This is a genomic window from Nocardioides eburneus, from assembly GCF_040838215.1.
Taxonomy (GTDB): domain Bacteria; phylum Actinomycetota; class Actinomycetes; order Propionibacteriales; family Nocardioidaceae; genus Nocardioides; species Nocardioides eburneus.
In genome coordinates, this window is sequence record NZ_JBFPJR010000014.1 from 56,430 (window position 1) to 74,668 (window position 18,239).

An 18,239-nucleotide genomic window follows, 5' to 3' on the forward strand; every position below is an offset into this window, starting at 1 on the left:
GCGCCTCCCGGATGCGTACGACGTCAGGCGGCTCACCCCACGGAGCGGCCCGTTGCAGGGTAGAGGCTGTCAGCGCCTGGCTCTATCATCAAGCGACCATCGGGCCGCTGGACCGGTGGTCGACTGGTTCCGGGCAGCGCAGTCAAGGGGGACATGTGACGATCTCGACCACCCTGCGTGGGGGCCGTGCCGAGGTGCCCGAGATGCCGCAGGGCGAGCTCGTCCTGCAGCCGCCGCCGCCGATCGAGCAGTCCGAGGGTGCGAGCGGCGTGATGATGAACGCCATCCCCATGCTCGGCAGCCTCGGCTCGATCGTGCTGGTGGCGACGATGAACGGCCAGCAGGCCGGCGCGAGCGGCCGTCAGTTCATCTCCGCGGGGATGTTCCTCTTCGCCACGCTCGGGTTCGTCTTCGTCCAGATCGACCGCCAGCGCAAGCAGCGCCAGCAGAGCGTCGGTGGCCAGCGCACCGACTATCTCCGCTACCTCGCCGGCGTCCGGGCCACGGCCCGTGAGGCCGGCGACCGCCAGCGCCGGGCGCTGACCTGGCACAACCCCGCCCCCCACTCGCTGCCGGCGATCGCCGAGGAGCGGTCGCGCCTGTGGGAGCGCGGCAGCGGTGACTCCCGCCTGCTCCAGGTGCGCTACGGGACCTGCAGCCAACCGCTGTCCCTGGAGTTGATCCCGCCCGAGAGCGCCCCGATCGACCAGGTCGACCCGGCGTCGGCGAGCGCGCTGCACCGCCTGCTCGTCGTCCACCGGCTCCAGCCGGACCTGCCCGCCGCCGTCGACCTGCGGGCCTTCGACCGGATCGAGGTGTGCGGCGCCGAGGAGCAGGCCCGGGCCACCGCCCGCGCGCTGATCTGCTCGGCCACGGCGTTCCACTCCCCCGAGCAGCTGCTCGTCGCCGTCCTCACCTCGGAGGAGCACCTCGCCGAGTGGGACTGGGTCAAGTGGCTGCCCCACGCCCAGAGCGCGCGCGAGTTCGACGCCGTGGGTCCGATGCGGATGGTGGCCACCTCGCTCGATGACCTCGCCGCGCTCCTGCCGGCCGACCTCGTCGACCGGCCGCGCTTCGGCGCCGACGAGCGGCCCATGACCCCGCACATCGTGGTGGTGGTCGACGGCGGCCGGGTGCCGCCCGGCAACCACGTCATCCCGCAGGACGGCGTCCACGGTGTCACGGTCATCGACCTGCCGGCGCGCTGGGACGAGCTCGTCGACCCCAGCCAGCTCCGCCTGCTGCTCGCGCCCGAGGACGACGCCGAGGGTGACGAGACCTCCTGGCGCGCCCAGGTGGTCCGTGCTCGGGCCGAGTCGATCCGGGTCCGCGTCGACCAGCTCGCGCTGCCGGTGGCGGAGGCCTACGCGCGGCGCCTGACCCCGCTCCACGTCATCACGCCGGGCAGCTCCGGTCCCGCCGAGGCCGGTCCCGCCGAGATCGCGGGCCCGACCGACTTCATGGAGCTGCTCGGACTCGGTGACGTGCGCGCGCTCGACCCCGCCGTCTCGTGGCGGCCGCGCCCGGCCCGTGACCGGCTGCGCGTCCCGATCGGGCTCGGCGACGGCGGCACCCCGATCCACCTCGACATCAAGGAGTCGGCCCAGCAGGGCATGGGCCCCCACGGGCTCGTCATCGGCGCGACCGGTTCCGGCAAGTCGGAGTTCCTCCGCACCCTCGTCCTCGGGCTCGCGCTCACCCACTCCCCCGAGCAGCTCAACATGGTGCTCGTCGACTTCAAGGGCGGCGCGACCTTCGCGGGCATGGCCGAGATGCCCCACGTCTCCGCGGTCATCACCAACCTCGCCAACGAGCTCACCCTCGTCGACCGCATGCAGGACGCGCTGTCCGGCGAGATGGTGCGGCGCCAGGAGCTGCTCCGCGAGGCCGGCAACTTCGCCTCGCTGAAGGACTACGAGCGGGCGCGTACGACGGACCCGTCGATGCCTCCTCTGCCGTCGCTGTTCCTCGTGGTCGACGAGTTCTCCGAGATGCTCTCGGCGAAGCCGGAGTTCATCGACCTGTTCGTCGCGATCGGCCGGCTCGGGAGGTCGCTCGGCCTCCACCTGCTGCTCGCCTCTCAGCGGCTCGAGGAGGGCCGGCTCCGCGGGCTGGAGTCCCATCTCTCCTACCGGGTCGGTCTCCGCACGTTCAGCGCCCAGGAGTCGCGGGCGGTGCTCGGTGTGCCCGATGCCTACGAGCTGCCCGCCGTGCCGGGGCTCGGCTATCTCAAGCCGGATCCGACGTCGATGCAGCGGTTCAAGGCGGCGTACGTCTCCGGGCCGCCGGCGGGCGGCAGCCGCGTCCGCCGCGACGAAGGTGGCCACCTCCAAGGGATCCTGCCGTTCACGATCGCCGAGGTGCGCCAGCTCGAGCTGCCGGAGCCGGAGGCGGACGTCACCGCACCGGCGCAGGCGCAGCCCGACGCCAACCAGCCCTCGCTCCTCGACATCGCCGTCGCCCGGATGACCGGGCACGGCCTGCCCGCCCACCAGGTCTGGCTGCCGCCGCTCGACGTGCCCGACACGCTCGACCAGCTGATGCCGGATCTCACCGTCGACCCCCGGCTCGGCCTCGTCTCACCGGCGTGGCGCAGCGCCGGCGGACTCGTGATCCCGCTCGGCACGGTCGACCGGCCGCGCGAGCAGCGTCGCGACACCCTCACCATCGACCTGGGCGGCGCCGCCGGCCACGTCGCGGTCGTCGGCGGCCCTCGCAGCGGCAAGAGCACGCTCCTGCGCACGATCGTCACCAGCATGGCGCTGACGACCACGCCGCAGGAGTCGCAGTTCTTCGTCCTCGACTTCGGTGGCGGCACCTTCGCCCCGCTCGCGAGGCTCCCACACGTCTCCGGCGTCGCGAGCCGTGCGGAGCCCGACATCGTCAACCGCATCCTCGCCGAGGTCAACGGCATCATCGACCGTCGCGAGGCCTACTTCCGCAGCACGGGGATCGACTCGATCGAGACCTACCGCGCGCGGCGTGCCGAAGGGCGCGCCGACGACGGCTGGGGCGATGTCTTCCTTGTCATCGACGGCTGGGGCACCCTCCGCGCCGACTTCGACGACCTCGAGTACGCCATCCAGCAGATCGCGCCGCGCGGCCTCACCTTCGGCGTCCACATCGTCGCCGCGGCCACCCGCTGGGCCGACTTCCGCTCGGCGATGCGCGACATGTTCGGCACCCGTCTCGAGCTGCGACTCGGCGACCCGCTCGACTCCGAGATCGACCGCAAGGTCGCTGCTCTCGTGCCCTCCGGGCGCCCGGGACGAGGGCTGGTCTCACAGAAGCTGCACTTCCTCGGCGCGCTCCCGCGGGTGGACGGCTCGCCCCAGCCGGCCACGCTGGGTGACGGTGTCGACGACCTCATCACCCGGATCAGCGCCGCCTGGACCGGCCCGGCGGGCCCGAAGCTGCGCCTGCTGCCCTCGCAGCTGCGCCTCGAGGACCTGCGGGTCCAGGCCGGGACCACCGAGGAGAACCCCGGGAGCCGGCTGCTGCTCGGCGTCAACGAGAAGGAGCTCGCGCCGGTCGGGCTCGATCCCGACTCCGAGCCCCACCTGCTGGTCTTCGGCGACGGTCAGTCCGGCAAGAGCTCGCTGCTGCGGGCGCTGGCCCGGGAGATCATGCGGACGCGGACGCCCAAGGAGGCGCAGATCGCGATCGTCGACTATCGCCGCTCGCTCCTCGGCGAGATCCCGGACGACTACCTCCTCAACTACCTGACGTCCGCCACGCAGGCGCAGCCGGCGCTGAGCGACCTCGCGGCCTACCTCGAGAACCGCATCCCGGGTCCCGACGTGACCCCCGAGCAGCTGCGCAACCGGTCGTGGTGGAAGGGGGCCGAGGTGTTCGTGCTGGTCGACGACTACGACCTGGTCGCGACCCAGCAGGGCTCGCCGGTCCACGTCCTGCAGCCGCTGCTCGCGCAGGCCCGGGACGTCGGGCTCCACCTCATCCTGGCGCGCCGTTCCGGCGGTGCGTCGCGGTCGCTCTACGAGCCGGTGATCCAGTCGATGCGCGATCTCGCGATGCCGGGTCTCCTGCTCTCGGGCTCGCCGGAGGAGGGCCCCCTGGTCGGCAACCTCCGACCGGTCCCGGCACCGCCCGGCCGCGGACGTCTCCTCACCCGCGACCGCGGCGTCGAGGTCGTCCAGCTGGCGTGGAGCGAGCCTTCGCTGTGAGCCCCGCCTGAGCCGCATCCGGCGCGGGGCGCCTGAAGTCATCTAAATCACTAGACTTAGTGTTCTCTTGTTGGATACTCGCTTGTAACGTTCCAACAACGTGCCTGCGATGTGCTTGGCGCACGCTGATGCCACAGCACCTTCCACCACACGACTCGTCAGGAGGCCGAGATGGAGAACCCCACCACGACCGACCGGGACGTCGCGCTCGACCGCGTCATCACCCAGCGCGTCAGCCTGAAGTTCCGACACGCCAGCAGGCTCGCCAAGCTCATGGACGAGCGGCAAGACCTGCGCGGCGTGCACGCCCTCGCCGACTTCGTCGACGACTCGCTCCGCTGGTCAGCCTGACCGCCACCCCAGACGTCGAGGGCCGGATCCGTCACGCACGGATCCGGCCCTCGTCACGTCCGGCGGAGACGGAACTCGTCAGCGGCGCTTGAAGAGCCCCTTCACCAGCTCACGCGCCGCCGTGTTGACCGCGTTCTTGAACGCCGACGACTTCACGACCTGCTCGAGGACCGAGTCGTCCTTGCGGGAGCGGCTCGTGCTCGACGTACGCGACGCCGGCTTCCGGGCCTCCCGCTGCGCCTGCTTCTCGGCCTCCTTCTGGGCCTCCTTCTGGGCCTCGGCAGCCGCCTTGGCCTGCGCCGCGGCCTGCGCCTTGGCGCCGAGCTGCTCGGCAGCGGACTCGCGGTTCACCCCGGCGGCGTACTTCGCCGCGAGCGGGCTGGCGGCGACCGCCGCCGACATCGTGGCCGGGTCGCTGGGGCCCATGAGCGACTCCGGGGCCCGCAGCCTGGTCCAGGCGACGGGCGTCGGTGCGCCACGCTCGTTCATCACGGTGATGATCGCCTCGCCGATGCCGAGCGTCTGGATGACCTTGCCGAGATCGTCGTAGGACGACGTCGGATAGGTGTTCACCGTCAGCTTGAGCGCCTTCGCGTCGTTGGGCGTGTTGACCCGGAGCTGGTGCTGGATGCGAGAGCCGAGCTGCCCGAGCACCTCCTCGGGTACGTCGGTGGGCGACTGCGTCACGAAGAACACGCCGACGCCCTTGGAGCGGATGAGCCGGACCGTCTGCGTGATCCGATCGAGGAACGCGTCGGAGGCATCGTCGAAGAGGAGGTGCGCCTCGTCGAAGAAGAAGACCAGCTTCGGCTTGTCGGCGTCGCCGACCTCGGGGAGCTTGCGGTGGAGATCACCGAGCAGCCACATCAGGAAGGTCGAGAAGATCGCCGGACGGTCCTGGAGGTTCGGCAGCTCCATCAGGGAGATGACGCCCTGCGCACCCTCGCTGCGGAGCAGATCGGCGGTGTCGAACGCCGGCTCGCCGAAGAACGCGTCGGCGCCCTGGTCGGAGAAGGCGATGAGGTCGCGCAGGATCACGCCGGCGGTGGCCGCGGACAGGCCGCCCAGGCCCTTCAGGTCCGCCTTGCCCTCGTCCGACACGAGGTGCTGCAGCACGGCCCGCAGGTCCGCGAGGTCGACGAGCTCGAGCTTCGCCTGCTCGGCGTAGTGGAACACGAGGCCGAGGGAGGACTCCTGGGTGTCGTTGAGCCCGAGCACCTTGCTGAGCAGGGTGGGCCCGAAGTCGGCCATCGTGACGCGCACGGGGATGCCGGTGCCCTCGCCGCCGAGCGCGAGGTAGTCCACCGGGAATCCCTTCGCCTGCCACTCCTGACCGACCGACGCCGTCCGCGCCAGGAGCTTGTCGCTCGACTGCCCCGGGCCGGCGAGGCCGGAGAGGTCGCCCTTGATGTCGGCCGCGAACACGGGGACCCCTGCGGAGGAGAGCTGCTCCGCCATGAGCTGCAGCGTCTTGGTCTTCCCGGTCCCGGTGGCACCGGCGACGAGGCCGTGGCGGTTGAGCATGCCGATCGGGATCTTGATGCGGACGTCGGTGAGGGTCTCGGCATCAGCCATCAGGCCCCCGAGCTCGAGCGCGGGCCCGTCGAACACGTAGCCGGGACCCACCGCCTGGGACAGTGCAGCAGCGTCGGTCATGGGCCGCAGCCTATGTGCCCTTCCGGGGCGGCGATACAGTCGTCGCCGTGATCTTCAAGCGTGTCGGTGTCGGTCGTCCCTATCCGGACCACGGGCTGACCGCGAAGTCATGGGCGGCGCTCCCACCTCGGCAGATCCGGCTCGACGAGCTCGTCACGACGAAGGACACGCTCCAGCTGGGCTCCCTGCTCGACGAGGACTCGACGTTCTACGGCGACCTCTTCGCCCACGTCGTGGAGTGGCAGGGCGAGTACTACCTCGAGGATGGGCTCCACCGGGCGCTGCGCGCGGCGCTGCAGCAGCGGACCGTGCTCCACGCCCGCGTCCACACGATGCCGACCTGACTGCGCCGATAGGGTCCAGTCATGCTGAGCAACGCCGCCTCCGGCCTCCGGACCCTCGTCGTGCTCGCCTGTGTCGCGGTCGTCCTGGTGATCGCGGCCGCGTGGGGTTGGCATGCGATGACACGCCCGTTCCCCGGCAAGGCCGACGCCGCCACCTGCGTCGACACCACGGTGCACCGGGGCGAGCAGATCTTCCCCGCCCAGGTGGTCGTGACGGTGCTCAACGCGAGCCGGCGTGAGGGGCTCGCCGGGCGGACGATCTCGGCGCTGACCGACCAGGGCTTCTCCGCGGCGGGCAGCGGCAACGCACCGGGCAAGTCCGGCGTCAAGCGCGTGCAGATCTGGACGACCGACCCGTCGAACCCCGCGGTGCGGCTGGTCGCGAGCTGGCTCCACCGGCCGACGATCGTCAAGAAGGCGACGACGCACCCGGGGGTCGTCGTGGTCGTCGGCCAAGGCTTCTCGGAGGTCTCCGGCGGTCGCAAGCAGGTCAAGGTCGCCCACGACACGACGATCTGCAGCCCCCCGGTCGACTGACGGCCACCCTCCTCAGCGACCGAGCCACTGGGCGAGCCGCCCGCGCCGGCTGACCTGCTCGAGCCGACGCTGGGTCTGCTCCCGCAGCGTCCGGGGTACGACGACGAGCAGCACGTCGCGGGCGCGCAGCGCCGTACGCGTCTCGGGCACGAGCGTCTGACCGTCGCGGATCACGAGCGAGACCGACGCCCCGCGGGGCAGCCGCAGCTCGCCGATCTCGACGCCGTGGAGCATCGACTCCGACGGGATCCTGACCTGCATGAGGTCGGCGGCGATCTGTTCCAACGGCGCCACCTCGAGATCGAGCGAGCGCGGGTCGCTCGGCCGGGCGAGACCGAGGATCCGCGCGACCGCGGGCAGTGTCGGGCCTGTGAGCAGCGTATAGACGACGACCATCACGAAGACCAGGTCGAAGAGCCGCTGCGCACCGGCGACCCCCTCGGCGAGCGGGATCGTGGTGAGGACGACGGGCACGGCGCCGCGCAGTCCGGCCCAGGACAGGAAGGTCACCTCGCGCCAGGACAGGCGAGTGACGACGGTGCTGGCGAGCACCGAGAGCGGGCGCGCGACGAACGTGAGGATCAGTCCGCCGAGGAGCGCCAGGCCGACCGTCGAGACCGTGATCCGATCGGGCGAGAGGAGCAGCCCGAGCATCACGAAAAGGCCGATCTGCGCCAACCAGGCGACCCCCTCGACGAACGACCGGGTGGCCCCGCGGTGGGGCAGCTCGGAGTTGCCGAGCACCAGGCCGGCGACGTACACCGCGGCGAAGCCGGAGCCGTGCAGCGCGGCCGCCACGCCGTACCCCAGGAAGGTCAGGGTGAGCACGGACAAGGGGTAGAGCCCGGAGGCCGGCAGCGCGGCGCGGCGCATCAGCCAGGCGCCGCCGAAGCCCGCGACCAGACCGCAGGCAATGCCGAGCGCCAGCTCGCCGACGACGATGCCGACGATCGTCCAGGGGGCGTGCTCGTGGATGCCGCCCTCGGCGATGAGGGTAACGATGACGACGGTCGGGGCGTCGTTGAGCCCGGACTCGGCCTCGAGCGCGCCGGTGAGGCGCCGCGGCAGGGGGACGACGCGCAGGACCGAGAACACCGCCGCCGCATCGGTGGGCGAGGTGACCGCGCCGAGCAGCACGGCGAGCTCCCATCCCAGACCGAGCAGGAAGTGGGCTCCGACCGCGACGACGGCGATCGAGATGACGACGCCGAGCGTCGCGAGCGTCAGCCCCAAGGGCATCGACGGCCTGACCTCGCGCCAGTCGGTGGTGATGCCGCCCTCGGCCAGGATGAGCGCAAGCGCGGCGAACCCGAGCGCGTGGGCCATGTTGGCGTCGTCGAAGCGGATGCCGATCGCGGAGTCCCCCAGCGCGACGCCCATCAGCAGGTAGATCAACAGCGACGGCAGGCCCGCCTTCGACGAGAGCCGGACCGCCATGATCGCGAGCAGCGTCACGGCAGCGCCCACCAGCACGAACTCGTCGAGCTGGTGGGCGTCGAAGCTCATGTCACCTCATCAGTCGGGGTGGCGGGGTCGAAGTCTATCGGCGCGGCGTAGGTTGCAGGCATGCATCAGGTGGACCTCGGCGGACGGCTCGGTGTCGCGCAGCGGGCGAACGTGCCGCCGTTCCACGTGATGGACATGATCGCCCGGGCGGCCGAGCGGCAGCGGACGTACGGCGACGCCGTCTCGCTCATGGCCGGCCAGCCGTCCACGGGGGCGCCTCGTGCGGTGACCGACGAGGCCGTCCGGCTGCTGCACAGCGGCGACCCGCTCGGCTACACGCCGGCCACGGGCATCCTTGAGCTGCGCCGGGCGATCGCCGATCACCACCGCGCCTGGCACGGCCTGGACGTCGACCCCGACGAGGTCGTCGTCACGACCGGTGCGAGCGGTGGCTTCCTGGCGGCGTTCCTCGCGGCGTTCGACACCGGCGCGAAGGTGGCGCTGGCCCGGCCGACGTACCCCTGCTATCGCAACGTGCTCGTGGCGCTCGGCTGCGAGGTCGTCGAGATCCCGACCGGCCCGGCGACCCGCTTCCAGCCGAGCGTCGAGCAGGTCGCCGAGCTGCACGAGCGGGTCGGTCTGGCGGGCCTGGTCGTCGCCAGCCCGGCCAACCCGACCGGCACGATGCTGCTCCCGGCGGAGCTCGCCGCGTTGGCGGCGTACTGCGAGGAGGCCGGCATCCAGCTGATCTCCGACGAGATCTACCACGGCATCAGCTACGACACCGCGGCGACCGCGGACGACGTCGACGGCCTGCGCGGGCGCAGCGCGTGGGAGACGAGCCGCGAGGCGGTGGTCTTCGGGAGCTTCAGCAAATACTTCTCCATGACCGGGTGGCGGATCGGTTGGATGCTCGTCCCGCAGCGGCTGCGCCGGGCCGTCGATGTCCTCGTCGGGAACTTCACGATCTGCCCGCCCGCCCTGGCGCAATACGCCGCCGTGCAGGCGTTCACCCCGGCGGCGTACGCCGAGCTCGACGGCCACGTCGCGCGGTACGCCGCCAACCGGCGGCTCCTCCTCGACGGCCTGCGCGACCTCGGCGTCACCGACCTCGCTCCCGCCGATGGCGCGTTCTACGTGTATGCCGACGTGAGCCGCTGGACCGAGGACACGATGGCGTGGTCCCACCGGCTGCTCGACGAGACCGGCGTCGCGGTCGCCCCGGGGATCGACTTCGACACCGTGGAGGGGCACCGCTTCGTGCGGCTCTCCTTCGCCGGCGCGGCCGCGGAGATCACGGCGGCGCTGGACCGGCTCTCGACGGTCCTCGGGCCGTGAGCGACGGCGGTCCAGATCACCTCAGGTTTCCTGGTTTCAGTGTGGGAGCAGCGGGGTAGGGACTCCGCACGGCGTCCGTCCAGAGGAGGAGCATGTACGGCGACACCGACGTGATGCGTCATCGTGTCGACCGGCTGAGGGAGCAGGCCGGCGACATCAGGGCCACCGCCGACGGGTTGGTGGCGCGCGCGGAGAGCGTGGCGTGGTCCGGCCGTGCCGCGGCGGCGATGCGCGTCCGGATCAAGGAGCGGGCGGTGGCGCTCCGCGCCATCGCCGAGCGTCACGAGACGGCCGCTGATGCGCTCGAGAGGCACCTGCTCGACGTGGATCGGACCAAGGAGACGATCGCGGCCGCCCAGAAGCGCGCCGAGGCGTTGCTGGCCGATGGCCGCCTGGCTGGTCGCACGCTGCCCGCCGCCGGGCACAAGGCGTGGCTGGAGGTGGAGCTCGCGTGACGACGATCGACCTCGGGCCCGCCCGGCCGGCGTTGCCCGACGAACCCTGGGCCGGCGCACCTCGCCGGATCGCCCTCACCCTGCCCGAGCTCACCCACGCCTGCTCCGTCCTCGACGCGCCGCTCCCCTTCGAGGTGGTCGCCGCCACCAAGGGCGGGGGGCTCGAGGGCCGGCTCGGTCAGAGTCGCTCGTCGCGGCAGGATGACGCCTTCGCGGCGGCGACGGCTGCGCTGGGTGACCCGGCGGCCTCCCTCACGCGCCGCGGCCTGCTCGACGGCGCCGCCCTCGACGCCGGCCTCGCCGGGGCGTTGGGGCTGCTCGCGGCGCCGGAGGTGGCGATCGACCTCGACGTCACGATCGCCGGGCTCCGTGCGCACGCCTGGCACCGCCGGCGTGGTGACGTGGTGGCGACCCTGGCCACCTCCGACGGTCTGGTCTTCGAGCTGTCGTGGTTCCCGGCCGACGGCTGGTCCGGTGAGCTCGGCCGCACCCCGGCCCTCCCGGAGGACATCTCGCTCACGACCTCGCAGGTCCCTGATCATCTCGAGGTGCCGTTCGGGCTGGCCGACGCCGTCTTCGAGGCGACCCGGGCCGGGCGTGGCGATCTCGTTCCGGTGCTCACCTCCGGCGACGCCACGCTCACGACCGTCCTCACCGCACTCACCAGCGAGTCGCGTGGGCGGCTCCGGGCGATCGTCGCCTCGGTCAGCGATCCCGAGTCGGCGCCGATCGGCGTCGTGTCGTGGACGCTGGTCGGCGACGGATGGCGCGCGCTGCGTCCCGTCGTCCGCGACGGCGAGCCGATGCTGACGGTCACCCGCGTCGAGCCCTCCGACCTCGGCCCCGAGCTCGCTCCCGTCCTCGCGGAGGTGATCCGATGACCACGCCACCGACCCCGCCGTTCGACAAGTACGACGCGATGCTCCGGCTGGCCGACTCCTTCGACGCCGCCGGTGAGCAGGTGCGCTCCTGGGCCAAGCTCGGACCGGAGATCCTCCGCGATCCCGACGTCAGCGACTCCGCGGAGCTCTCCCCCAAGACCTGGGCCGTGGCCGAGGAGGAGATCCTGGCGGCGACCTCGGGCAAGCACGGTCTCCTCAACCGCGGTGTCGAGCTCGACGCGGACGCCTTCGTCGTCCGGGCCACCGTCCTGACCTATCAGTGGATCGACGAGCTGCAGACCGCGGCTTACAAGAGCCTCGGCGCCGTCGCCGGCCGCGCGATCGGCTACCTCGCTCCCGAGGTCGAGCTCGGCGGGTCGCTCGTGTCCGCCGGCCTCATCGAGACCGATGCCCTCGACCGTGACGGGGTCACGGCCTACCTCGGCGAGCTCGCCGAGGAGCATCCCGAGCTCATGGACCACATCGCGTCCGGTGGCGGACTCCTGGAGTCCCTGCAGCTGCGCTCGCTGCTCACCACCGGGCTGCCGCAGGGCGAGGACGCCGCGCTCGCTGCCGCCGGTGGGCTGCGGGCGGCCTCGGTCGAGCCCTTCGCCGCCGACATCGGCTTCGCGGTCCGCGACATCGCGGGCGAGCTCGTCAGCGACCCGGCCCCGACGTCCGACGCCTCTCCGGCCGCCCCGGCCGCCCCCTCCCCGGCCGACGATGCGCTCGCCGTGCCTCGCTCCCTCGAGGAGCTCATGACGACCCTCGAGGGCGTCACGTCCGCCGTGTCGGTCCATCCGACCGCGTCGGGACGCTACATCGCCTACCTCCCCGGGCCCCATGCCCACGGCGCCGAGCGTCGGCTGCGCCTCGTGTCGGGCGACGTCAGCTCGTACGCCGCCGAGGCGGCCCGCACCATCGAGAAGGCCGTCACCCCGGGGGCCCACGTCATGCTGGTCGGCGCCGCGGCCGGTGGTGCCACGGCGGCCGCGCTCGCGGCCGAGCCGCCGGCGTCGTACAACATCGACCAGGTGGTGACCGTGGGCGCTCCGTCTGCCGCGGCGCCCCGGGTGCCGGAGTCGACCCGCGTGCTCTCGCTCGAGGACCGCGCCGACCCGGTCGCCCTGCTCGGCGGCCTGATCAACGCGGGGTCCTCCCATCGCCTGACGGTCGTCTACGACGGCACCGCGGCGCGTGACGAGAGCCCGTATGTCCTGGGCGCGCGGGCGGCCGACTCCGCGCCGCACCCCGAGCTGCGGGCGGAGCTCGACCGGATCCGCGAGCTCGGCTACCTCGCCTGAGCCTCGCTGAGGTCGGCCACCACGACGCTGTGGTTGTCGGGAGCACCGGCGCTCTCGACGGCCGCGGCCAGGGCGTCGGCGACCTGCTGCGCCGTCGCCTCGGCCATCAGCAGCGTGCGGAACGGGTCAGCCCCCAGGACGGCGTGGACGCCGTCGGTGGTGAGCACGAGCCGGTCGCCGGACCGCAGGTCGACAAGCGCCTCGTCGGCGACGACCTCGACACCGTCCTCCGCCGCGTCCTCCGCCCCGGCACCGCCGCCGAGCCCGCGGTTGAGCAGGCTGCGGTGCGGGTGTGACCGCGCCTCGTCCTCGGTGAGCTCACCGGCCTCGAGCAGTGCGGCGACCATGGTGTGGTCACGGGTCAGCACGGTGGCCTGACCGTCCCGGACGAGATGCACCCGGCCGTCACCCACGTGCGTGAGCCGCGCGGTCGTGCCGTCCAGGCGTACGGCGGTCAGCGTCGTCCCGGAGGCCGGTCCGGCGCTCGACGCGACCGCGCGCGCCGCTGGGAAGCCACCGGTGGCGAAGGCGTCGAGCGCCGCGCCGGCGAGGTCGTCCCGGTCCCCGAAGCCGTCGGCGACGGCGAGGATCTCCGGCGTTGCGAGGACGGCGTCCTGCTGGCTGCGCCGGCCACCCTGCCGGTGGCTGACGCCGATCGCCGCGGCGAGGGTCGTGGTGGTGCTGGGCATGCTGGTCTCCTTCCCGAGCCGTGCCAGCAGGTCGCTGACGACCTGCCGACGCGACGCGGTGTCGGCTTCGACCTGCCGCCAGTAGGACTCGAGCTCCTCCGCTGCGCGCGCCGGCGGCAGGCCGATGACGGTCTGGATCCGCGCGAGTGGCATGCCGACGAGCCGCAACGACGCCACCAGCCGAGCCGCCTCGAGCTGACGGGGCGCATACCAGCGGTAGCCGGTGAACGCATCGACCCGCGTGGGGCGGAGCAGCCCCAGGTCGTCGTACAACCTCAGCGCCTTGGGCGTGAGCCCGGAGGCGCGTGCGAAGTCGCCGATGGCCATCAGCTCGCCGGGGCGTGGATCGTCGGTCATGCGCTCACACTCGGGTCTGCCGCCGGGGGAAGGTCAAGCCTGGGCCTCTCGCCGCGTCGGATCGTTCTCGCGCTCGAGCGCACGGTCGGCGTACGCCACCCGGAGCCGCCCGTCGTTCGGGGTCGGCCGCACACCGTGATCGATGAGACCCGCACGCTCAGCGACGCGTCGTGACGGCACATTGTGGGCGTCGATCCAGGCGATCACTGCGCTGTTCGGGTCGGCGGCGCGGGCCGCGTCGAGGGCGGCGCGGACCAGCTCTGTGGCATAGCCGTGACCCTGTGCGTCGGGCGCCAGCCGGTAGTTGAGGTTCCAGCTGCAAGCCTCGTGGCGCTGGACGCCGCCCGACCCGATCACGGCGCCGGTCGCCCGCAGCCTGACCGTCCAGTAGCTGAGTCCTGCGCTCCAGCGCTCGGCGGCCACGGTGGCGTAACGGCGGGTCTGCTCGATGTCGATATGGCGGCCGGGCGGGTCGTACCACCAGGTGCGCTCGTCGCAGAAGATCGGGAAGAGCTCTTCGGTGTCGTCCAGGGACATGGCCGACAGGTCGAGTCGCTCCGTGATGACGTGGCGAGCATCGGGCACCCGCTGACCCTACGACGCGTCAGCCGGTGTCGGCGGTGGTGATGGTGGTGGTGCCGCCGCCGTGGTGTCGGAGGTAGTGCGCTCCGTGGGGTGAGCGCCAGAGGTATTCGCCGGGGTGGATCTGGGTGTAGCTCCAAGCGTCGTGGGTCTTGGCGCGGTGATGCCCGCGGCACAGGGGCGCGAGGTTCTCGGTGCTCGTCTGGCCCCCGGCGTCGAAGGCCGTGATGTGGTCCAGATCGAGCCGCCCGGTGGGGATCGCGGGCTTCTCGCAGCCGGGGAACGCGCAGACCCCGGCGATCAGGTAGGCCTGCTCGCGCTGCCGGGCCGAGGGCGCGTAGCCGTCGTGGGTCAGGGACTGGTTGAGGTCGATGACGGTGACCGGCTTGACCACCGTGCCCGGGGTGGTGGCCCACGCCTCGACCCGCTCCAGCGGCACCACGGTCTGCAGGTTGTCCACCGCGACCAGCCCGGTGCCCTCCCCGGGAGACAGGTGGCAGTACAGGTGCACCACCCGCGCGACCCCGCCGGCCTGGCCGGCGGTGTAGTGCCGCGCCAGGACGCCGAGCGCCTGGGCGCGGCGCTGATCCAGGGTGAGGTTCGACGCCTGCTGGTCCTCGAGGAGGCCGTGGGCGATGGCGGCGACCGCGGATTCGAGGTCGAGGGCGTCGGCCGGATCCAGGGTGGCCTCCAGGTAGGCGTGCCCGGCCATGGTGTCCACGCCGATGCCCGGGTCGGGCCGGGTGGTGAGGGTGACGTGGTGACCCTGGGCGGCTTCGGCATCGGCCAGGGCGCTCAGGTCGGGGGCGAACCGGGCGCCAGCCTCGGCCACCAGCCGGTCCAGCCGGGCATAGCCGAACCGCTCCGCACGCGGGGCGACCGCCACGTCGACGAACGCGGCCGCGTCGGGGCACAACGCCTTGGTGCGCTGCGCGACCAGCCTCGCCTTCCAGGCCGGCACCTCACCGGCCAGCACCCTGGCCCTGGGCCATGGCCCGATCCTACGCCCATCGTCAGCTTTTGTGAACAGGTGTTCGACGCCTTGTGGAGGGAGTTCGCACCGGCCACGGCCCCGGCGTAACGGCGCCCGAAACCCGAGCCCGCGCTTTCGGTCCAAGACCCGCACCGCCCAGCGCGACAGCCACCCCACGGATAGGTTCACGAGCATGAGGCTGCGAGGACGCGCGCTGGAGCTCCTGGTCTTCACCGTGGGCGCCGGGACGCTGGGGGCCGAGATCGCCGCGGCCCGGCTGCTGGCGCCCTGGTTCGGGGCCAGCACCATCGTGTGGGCGAACACGATCGCGATCGTGCTGGTGGCGCTCTCGGTGGGCTACTCGCTCGGCGGGAGGCTGGCCGACCGCAACCCGAACCCGGCCGGACTGGCGCGGATCGTGCTGGTCGCCTCGGCGCTCCTCGCCGTCGTGCCGTTCGTGAGCGGACCGTTCCTGCGGCAGGCCGTGCGCGCCGTCGACCAGCTGAGCGCGGCCACCTTCGTCGGATCGCTCGTCGGGGTGGGCGTCCTGCTCGCGATCCCGCTCCTCCTGCTGGGCATGGCGTCGCCGTACGCCGTCCGGCTGCGGGTCAACGCCGTCGCCGACGCTGGTCGTACGGCGGGCCGGCTCTACGCGATCTCCACCGTCGGCTCGCTGGTCGGGACGTTCCTGGCGGCGCTGCTGCTCATCCCCGTCGTCGGCACTCGCCGGACGTTCCTGATCTTCGCGGCCGCCATGGCTCTGGCCGCGCTGCCGCACCTCTCCCGACGCTGGGCGGTCGCGGCCGTCGTACCCCTGGTGATCCTCGGCCTCCTCGCGCTCCCGACCGGCACGGTCAAGGCCGCCGGCGGCGACGAGCAGGTGATCTGGGAGGGCGAGACGGACTACCAGTACGCCCGCGTCGTCGAAGAGCCCGACGGCACCCGCTTCCTCGAGCTCAACGAGGGCCACGCCGTGCACTCCGTCTATCGCCCCGGCCAGTGGCTGACGGGCAACTACTGGGACGAGATGCTCGCGATGGCGTACGCCGGCGCCCGGATGCCCCGCTCCGTCGCGATCCTCGGCAGTGCCGCCGGGACGACGGCGCGGCAGCTGGGCCACTACCTGCCGGAGACCCGCGTGGATGCCGTCGAGATCGACGGCGCGCTCACCGACGTCGGTCGCCGGCTCTTCGACCTGCGCGGCTCGCGCCTCCACACCCACACCGCCGATGCCCGGCCCTGGCTGGAGACCACCGACCGGAAGTTCGACGTGATCATGGTCGACGCCTACCGACAGCCCTACATCCCGTTCTATCTGACCACGCGGGAGTTCTTCGCGCTCGCGAAGGCCCACCTGACGCCCGGCGGCGTCCTCGTGGTCAACTCCGCGCATCCGGAGCGGTCGGACACCCTCGAGAAGGTGCTGACCGCCACGATGGCGACCGCCTTCGGCTCCGATCATGTCTGGCGCGACCCGTCGGAGCCGACCAACTCCGTGCTCGTCGGCAGCACCGGCCCGGCGCCCGCCGACCGGCTCCGCGCCGCCGTCCCGCGGATCCCGCACGACCTCGGTGAGGTGGTCGGCGCGACCGCGGACCGTCTCGAGCCGGGGCTGCGAGGCGGCCGGGTCTACACCGATGACGTGGCGCCGGTGGAGTGGCTCGTCGACCTGAGCCTCGCCGACGCCGCCTGAGAGGGCCGACGCTGAGAGGGCCGACGCTGAGGGAGCCGATCCTGAGGCGGTCGATCCTGAGGCGAGTCGATATCCTCCTGCCGTGTTGATGGCCGCGTCGGGATGGGTGGATCGTGGTCGTCAGGGTGGTTGAGGGCGCGGATCGGCCGAGCGCGGGAACCCTCCGGCTGGTCGTCGTCGCGTCGATCGCCGGCGCCGCGACGGGGGTCGTGGCCTCGACGTTCGGCCTGCTGCTCGAGCATGCCGCGAGCCTCCGCGGAGACCTCATCGGGTGGGCGCACGACCGGTCCGTGCTGGGCTTCGCCGTACTCCTCCTCGTGGTGGCCGCCACGACGACGGCGGCCGCGCTCATGGTCCACCGGATGGAGCCCCATGCCGAAGGCAGCGGGATCCCTCGGGTCGAGGCGATCGTGGAGGGCCGGGCCGATCCCGGCCGGGCCCGCATCCTTCCGGTGAAGTACGTCGGCGGGCTGCTCGCGATCGGCGGAGGACTGGCCCTCGGGCGCGAGGGGCCGTCGGTGCAGATGGGCGGGGTCGTCGCCTCCGTGTGCGCCCGTGTCACCCGGCTCGGTCGCGACGACCTCCGCATGGTGGTCGCGGGCGGCGCGGCCGCCGGTCTTGCGACGGCCTTCAACGCGCCGATCGCCGGTGGCGTCTTCGTCCTCGAGGAGCTCTTCAAGCGGTTCGACCCGCGCGCATCGCTGGCGACGCTCGCCGCGTCGGGCTCCGGCTTCGCCGCCACTCACCTGCTCCACGCCGACGACCTCGTCTTCACCATGCCGACGCTGCCTGCCCCGTCGCTGTCGCAGGCGCCGCTGGTGGTCATGGTCGCGCTGCTCTGCGGAGTGCTCGGCGTCGCCTACAACCGCGCCGTGATGGCCGGGCTGCGGTTCGTCGACACGACTCGCGTCCCGGTGGTCGTCCGTTCGCTCGCCATCGGGGCCGCGGTCGGGCTGCTCGCCTGGCTCGCCCCGGGCTGGGTGGGGAGCGGCGACAACCTGACCCAGGACGCGCTCCTCGGTCACGGGGCCGTCGCGACCGTCGTCCTGATGCTGGCGGTGCGCTTCGCCCTCGGCGTCGTCTCCTACGCCGCGAACACGCCAGGCGGGCTGTTCGCTCCCATGCTCGTGCTCGGCACCGAGAGCGGTCTCCTGGTCGGGCTGGTCGCGGCGAAGGTGACGACGCTGGCGCCGGGGATGGCCGCAGCCCTCGCCCTGACCGGGCTCGCCGCGTTCTTCACCGCCAGCGTCCAGGCGCCGGTCACCGGACTCATCCTCGCCACCGAGATGACCGGCTCGGTCACCTGGCTTCCGCCGATGCTCGGCGCGGTCGCGCTCGCGATGCTGCTCGCCCGGCTCCTCGGGGGCATCCCGATCTACGACGCGCTCACGGCGCGGTCGGCCCACAACGCGCGGGTCAACCTCGAGGACAAGGGCCTCGTGGCCTGAG

Annotated in this window: 15 protein-coding genes; 10 read left to right on the plus strand and 5 right to left on the minus strand. The window is 72.5% G+C overall.

The features are described 5' to 3' along the window. Positions 1-155: 155 nt before the first annotated feature. Together eccCa and AB3X52_RS09950 are read left to right on the plus strand one after the other, a co-directional pair. Positions 156-4,184, plus strand: a complete 4,029-nt coding sequence (eccCa, locus tag AB3X52_RS09945) for a type VII secretion protein EccCa (protein ID WP_367993793.1) — start codon at positions 156-158, stop codon at positions 4,182-4,184. A 171-nt stretch (positions 4,185-4,355) separates the two neighbouring features. Next, entirely contained in the window at positions 4,356-4,535 is a 180-nt protein-coding gene (locus AB3X52_RS09950; RefSeq protein WP_367993795.1) for a hypothetical protein, read from the plus strand. Positions 4,536-4,613: 78 nt separating this feature from the next. On the opposite strand, the gene AB3X52_RS09955 is transcribed toward AB3X52_RS09950, so the two are convergent. After that, positions 4,614-6,191 carry a helicase HerA-like domain-containing protein gene (locus AB3X52_RS09955; protein WP_367993797.1) on the minus strand — a complete coding sequence of 526 codons (1,578 nt, stop codon included), beginning with the start codon at positions 6,189-6,191 and terminating at the stop codon, positions 4,614-4,616. A gap of 47 nt (positions 6,192-6,238) precedes the next feature. Between AB3X52_RS09955 and AB3X52_RS09960 the strand changes: the two genes are divergently transcribed. Both AB3X52_RS09960 and AB3X52_RS09965 read left to right on the plus strand, forming a co-directional pair. Further along, positions 6,239-6,535 carry a type II toxin-antitoxin system VapB family antitoxin gene (locus AB3X52_RS09960; protein WP_367993799.1) on the plus strand — a complete coding sequence of 99 codons (297 nt, stop codon included), beginning with the start codon at positions 6,239-6,241 and terminating at the stop codon, positions 6,533-6,535. A gap of 21 nt (positions 6,536-6,556) precedes the next feature. After that, the gene (locus tag AB3X52_RS09965) at positions 6,557-7,072 is read left to right on the plus strand and encodes a LytR C-terminal domain-containing protein (protein ID WP_367993801.1); all 516 of its coding nucleotides are present in this window, start codon (positions 6,557-6,559) and stop codon (positions 7,070-7,072) included. 12 nt (positions 7,073-7,084) lie between these two features. Here AB3X52_RS09965 and AB3X52_RS09970 read toward each other — a convergent pair whose 3' ends face one another. Then, the gene (locus AB3X52_RS09970) at positions 7,085-8,578 is read right to left on the minus strand and encodes a potassium/proton antiporter (protein ID WP_367993803.1); all 1,494 of its coding nucleotides are present in this window, start codon (positions 8,576-8,578) and stop codon (positions 7,085-7,087) included. A gap of 60 nt (positions 8,579-8,638) precedes the next feature. On the opposite strand from AB3X52_RS09970, the gene AB3X52_RS09975 reads away from it, so the two are divergent. The 4 genes from AB3X52_RS09975 to AB3X52_RS09990 all read left to right on the plus strand — a co-directional run bounded on the left by AB3X52_RS09975 (position 8,639) and on the right by AB3X52_RS09990 (position 12,496). Next, positions 8,639-9,856 (plus strand): aminotransferase class I/II-fold pyridoxal phosphate-dependent enzyme, encoded by a 1,218-nt coding sequence (locus tag AB3X52_RS09975; RefSeq protein WP_367993805.1) that lies wholly within the window; start codon positions 8,639-8,641, stop codon positions 9,854-9,856. Between the two features lie 92 nt (positions 9,857-9,948). After that, positions 9,949-10,311 carry a hypothetical protein gene (locus AB3X52_RS09980; RefSeq protein WP_367993807.1) on the plus strand — a complete coding sequence of 121 codons (363 nt, stop codon included), beginning with the start codon at positions 9,949-9,951 and terminating at the stop codon, positions 10,309-10,311. Then, the gene (locus AB3X52_RS09985) at positions 10,308-11,192 is read left to right on the plus strand and encodes an ESX secretion-associated protein EspG (protein ID WP_367993809.1); all 885 of its coding nucleotides are present in this window, start codon (positions 10,308-10,310) and stop codon (positions 11,190-11,192) included. The genes AB3X52_RS09980 and AB3X52_RS09985 overlap by 4 nt, the downstream gene beginning before the upstream one ends. Beyond that, positions 11,189-12,496, plus strand: coding sequence for a hypothetical protein (locus tag AB3X52_RS09990; protein WP_367993812.1), 1,308 nt, complete (start codon positions 11,189-11,191; stop codon positions 12,494-12,496). The genes AB3X52_RS09985 and AB3X52_RS09990 overlap by 4 nt, the downstream gene beginning before the upstream one ends. Here the strand turns inward: AB3X52_RS09990 and AB3X52_RS09995 are convergent. Genes AB3X52_RS09995 through AB3X52_RS10005 form a run of 3 tightly spaced genes read right to left on the minus strand, consistent with a single transcriptional unit; the run spans position 12,484 to position 15,085 of the window. Continuing rightward, positions 12,484-13,542, minus strand: a complete 1,059-nt coding sequence (locus tag AB3X52_RS09995; protein ID WP_367993814.1) for a MerR family transcriptional regulator — start codon at positions 13,540-13,542, stop codon at positions 12,484-12,486. The genes AB3X52_RS09990 and AB3X52_RS09995 overlap by 13 nt on opposite strands. A gap of 33 nt (positions 13,543-13,575) precedes the next feature. Next, positions 13,576-14,127: a GNAT family N-acetyltransferase gene (locus tag AB3X52_RS10000; protein ID WP_367993816.1), complete on the minus strand. Its 552-nt coding sequence runs from the start codon at positions 14,125-14,127 to the stop codon at positions 13,576-13,578. 19 nt (positions 14,128-14,146) lie between these two features. Next, positions 14,147-15,085, minus strand: a complete 939-nt coding sequence (locus AB3X52_RS10005) for an HNH endonuclease signature motif containing protein (RefSeq protein ID WP_367993818.1) — start codon at positions 15,083-15,085, stop codon at positions 14,147-14,149. 205 nt (positions 15,086-15,290) lie between these two features. Between AB3X52_RS10005 and AB3X52_RS10010 the strand changes: the two genes are divergently transcribed. Beyond that, positions 15,291-16,790 carry a spermidine synthase gene (locus tag AB3X52_RS10010; RefSeq protein WP_367993820.1) on the plus strand — a complete coding sequence of 500 codons (1,500 nt, stop codon included), beginning with the start codon at positions 15,291-15,293 and terminating at the stop codon, positions 16,788-16,790. A 125-nt stretch (positions 16,791-16,915) separates the two neighbouring features. After that, on the plus strand, positions 16,916-18,238 hold the full coding sequence (locus AB3X52_RS10015) for a chloride channel protein (protein WP_367993822.1): 1,323 nt from the start codon (positions 16,916-16,918) through the stop codon (positions 18,236-18,238). Position 18,239: the final 1 nt, after the last annotated feature.

Excerpts from the sequence above, each read along its gene's own strand:
- AB3X52_RS09950 (WP_367993795.1), top strand. The coding sequence starts at position 4,356 with ATGGAGAACCCCACCACGACCGACCGGGACGTCGCGCTCGACCGCGTC.
- AB3X52_RS09955 (WP_367993797.1), bottom strand. The coding sequence starts at position 6,191 with ATGACCGACGCTGCTGCACTGTCCCAGGCGGTGGGTCCCGGCTACGTG.
- AB3X52_RS09965 (WP_367993801.1), top strand. The coding sequence starts at position 6,557 with ATGCTGAGCAACGCCGCCTCCGGCCTCCGGACCCTCGTCGTGCTCGCC.
- AB3X52_RS09970 (WP_367993803.1), bottom strand. The coding sequence starts at position 8,578 with ATGAGCTTCGACGCCCACCAGCTCGACGAGTTCGTGCTGGTGGGCGCT.
- AB3X52_RS09975 (WP_367993805.1), top strand. The coding sequence starts at position 8,639 with ATGCATCAGGTGGACCTCGGCGGACGGCTCGGTGTCGCGCAGCGGGCG.
- AB3X52_RS09980 (WP_367993807.1), top strand. The coding sequence starts at position 9,949 with ATGTACGGCGACACCGACGTGATGCGTCATCGTGTCGACCGGCTGAGG.
- AB3X52_RS09990 (WP_367993812.1), top strand. The coding sequence starts at position 11,189 with ATGACCACGCCACCGACCCCGCCGTTCGACAAGTACGACGCGATGCTC.
- AB3X52_RS09995 (WP_367993814.1), bottom strand. The coding sequence starts at position 13,542 with ATGACCGACGATCCACGCCCCGGCGAGCTGATGGCCATCGGCGACTTC.
- AB3X52_RS10010 (WP_367993820.1), top strand. The coding sequence starts at position 15,291 with ATGAGGCTGCGAGGACGCGCGCTGGAGCTCCTGGTCTTCACCGTGGGC.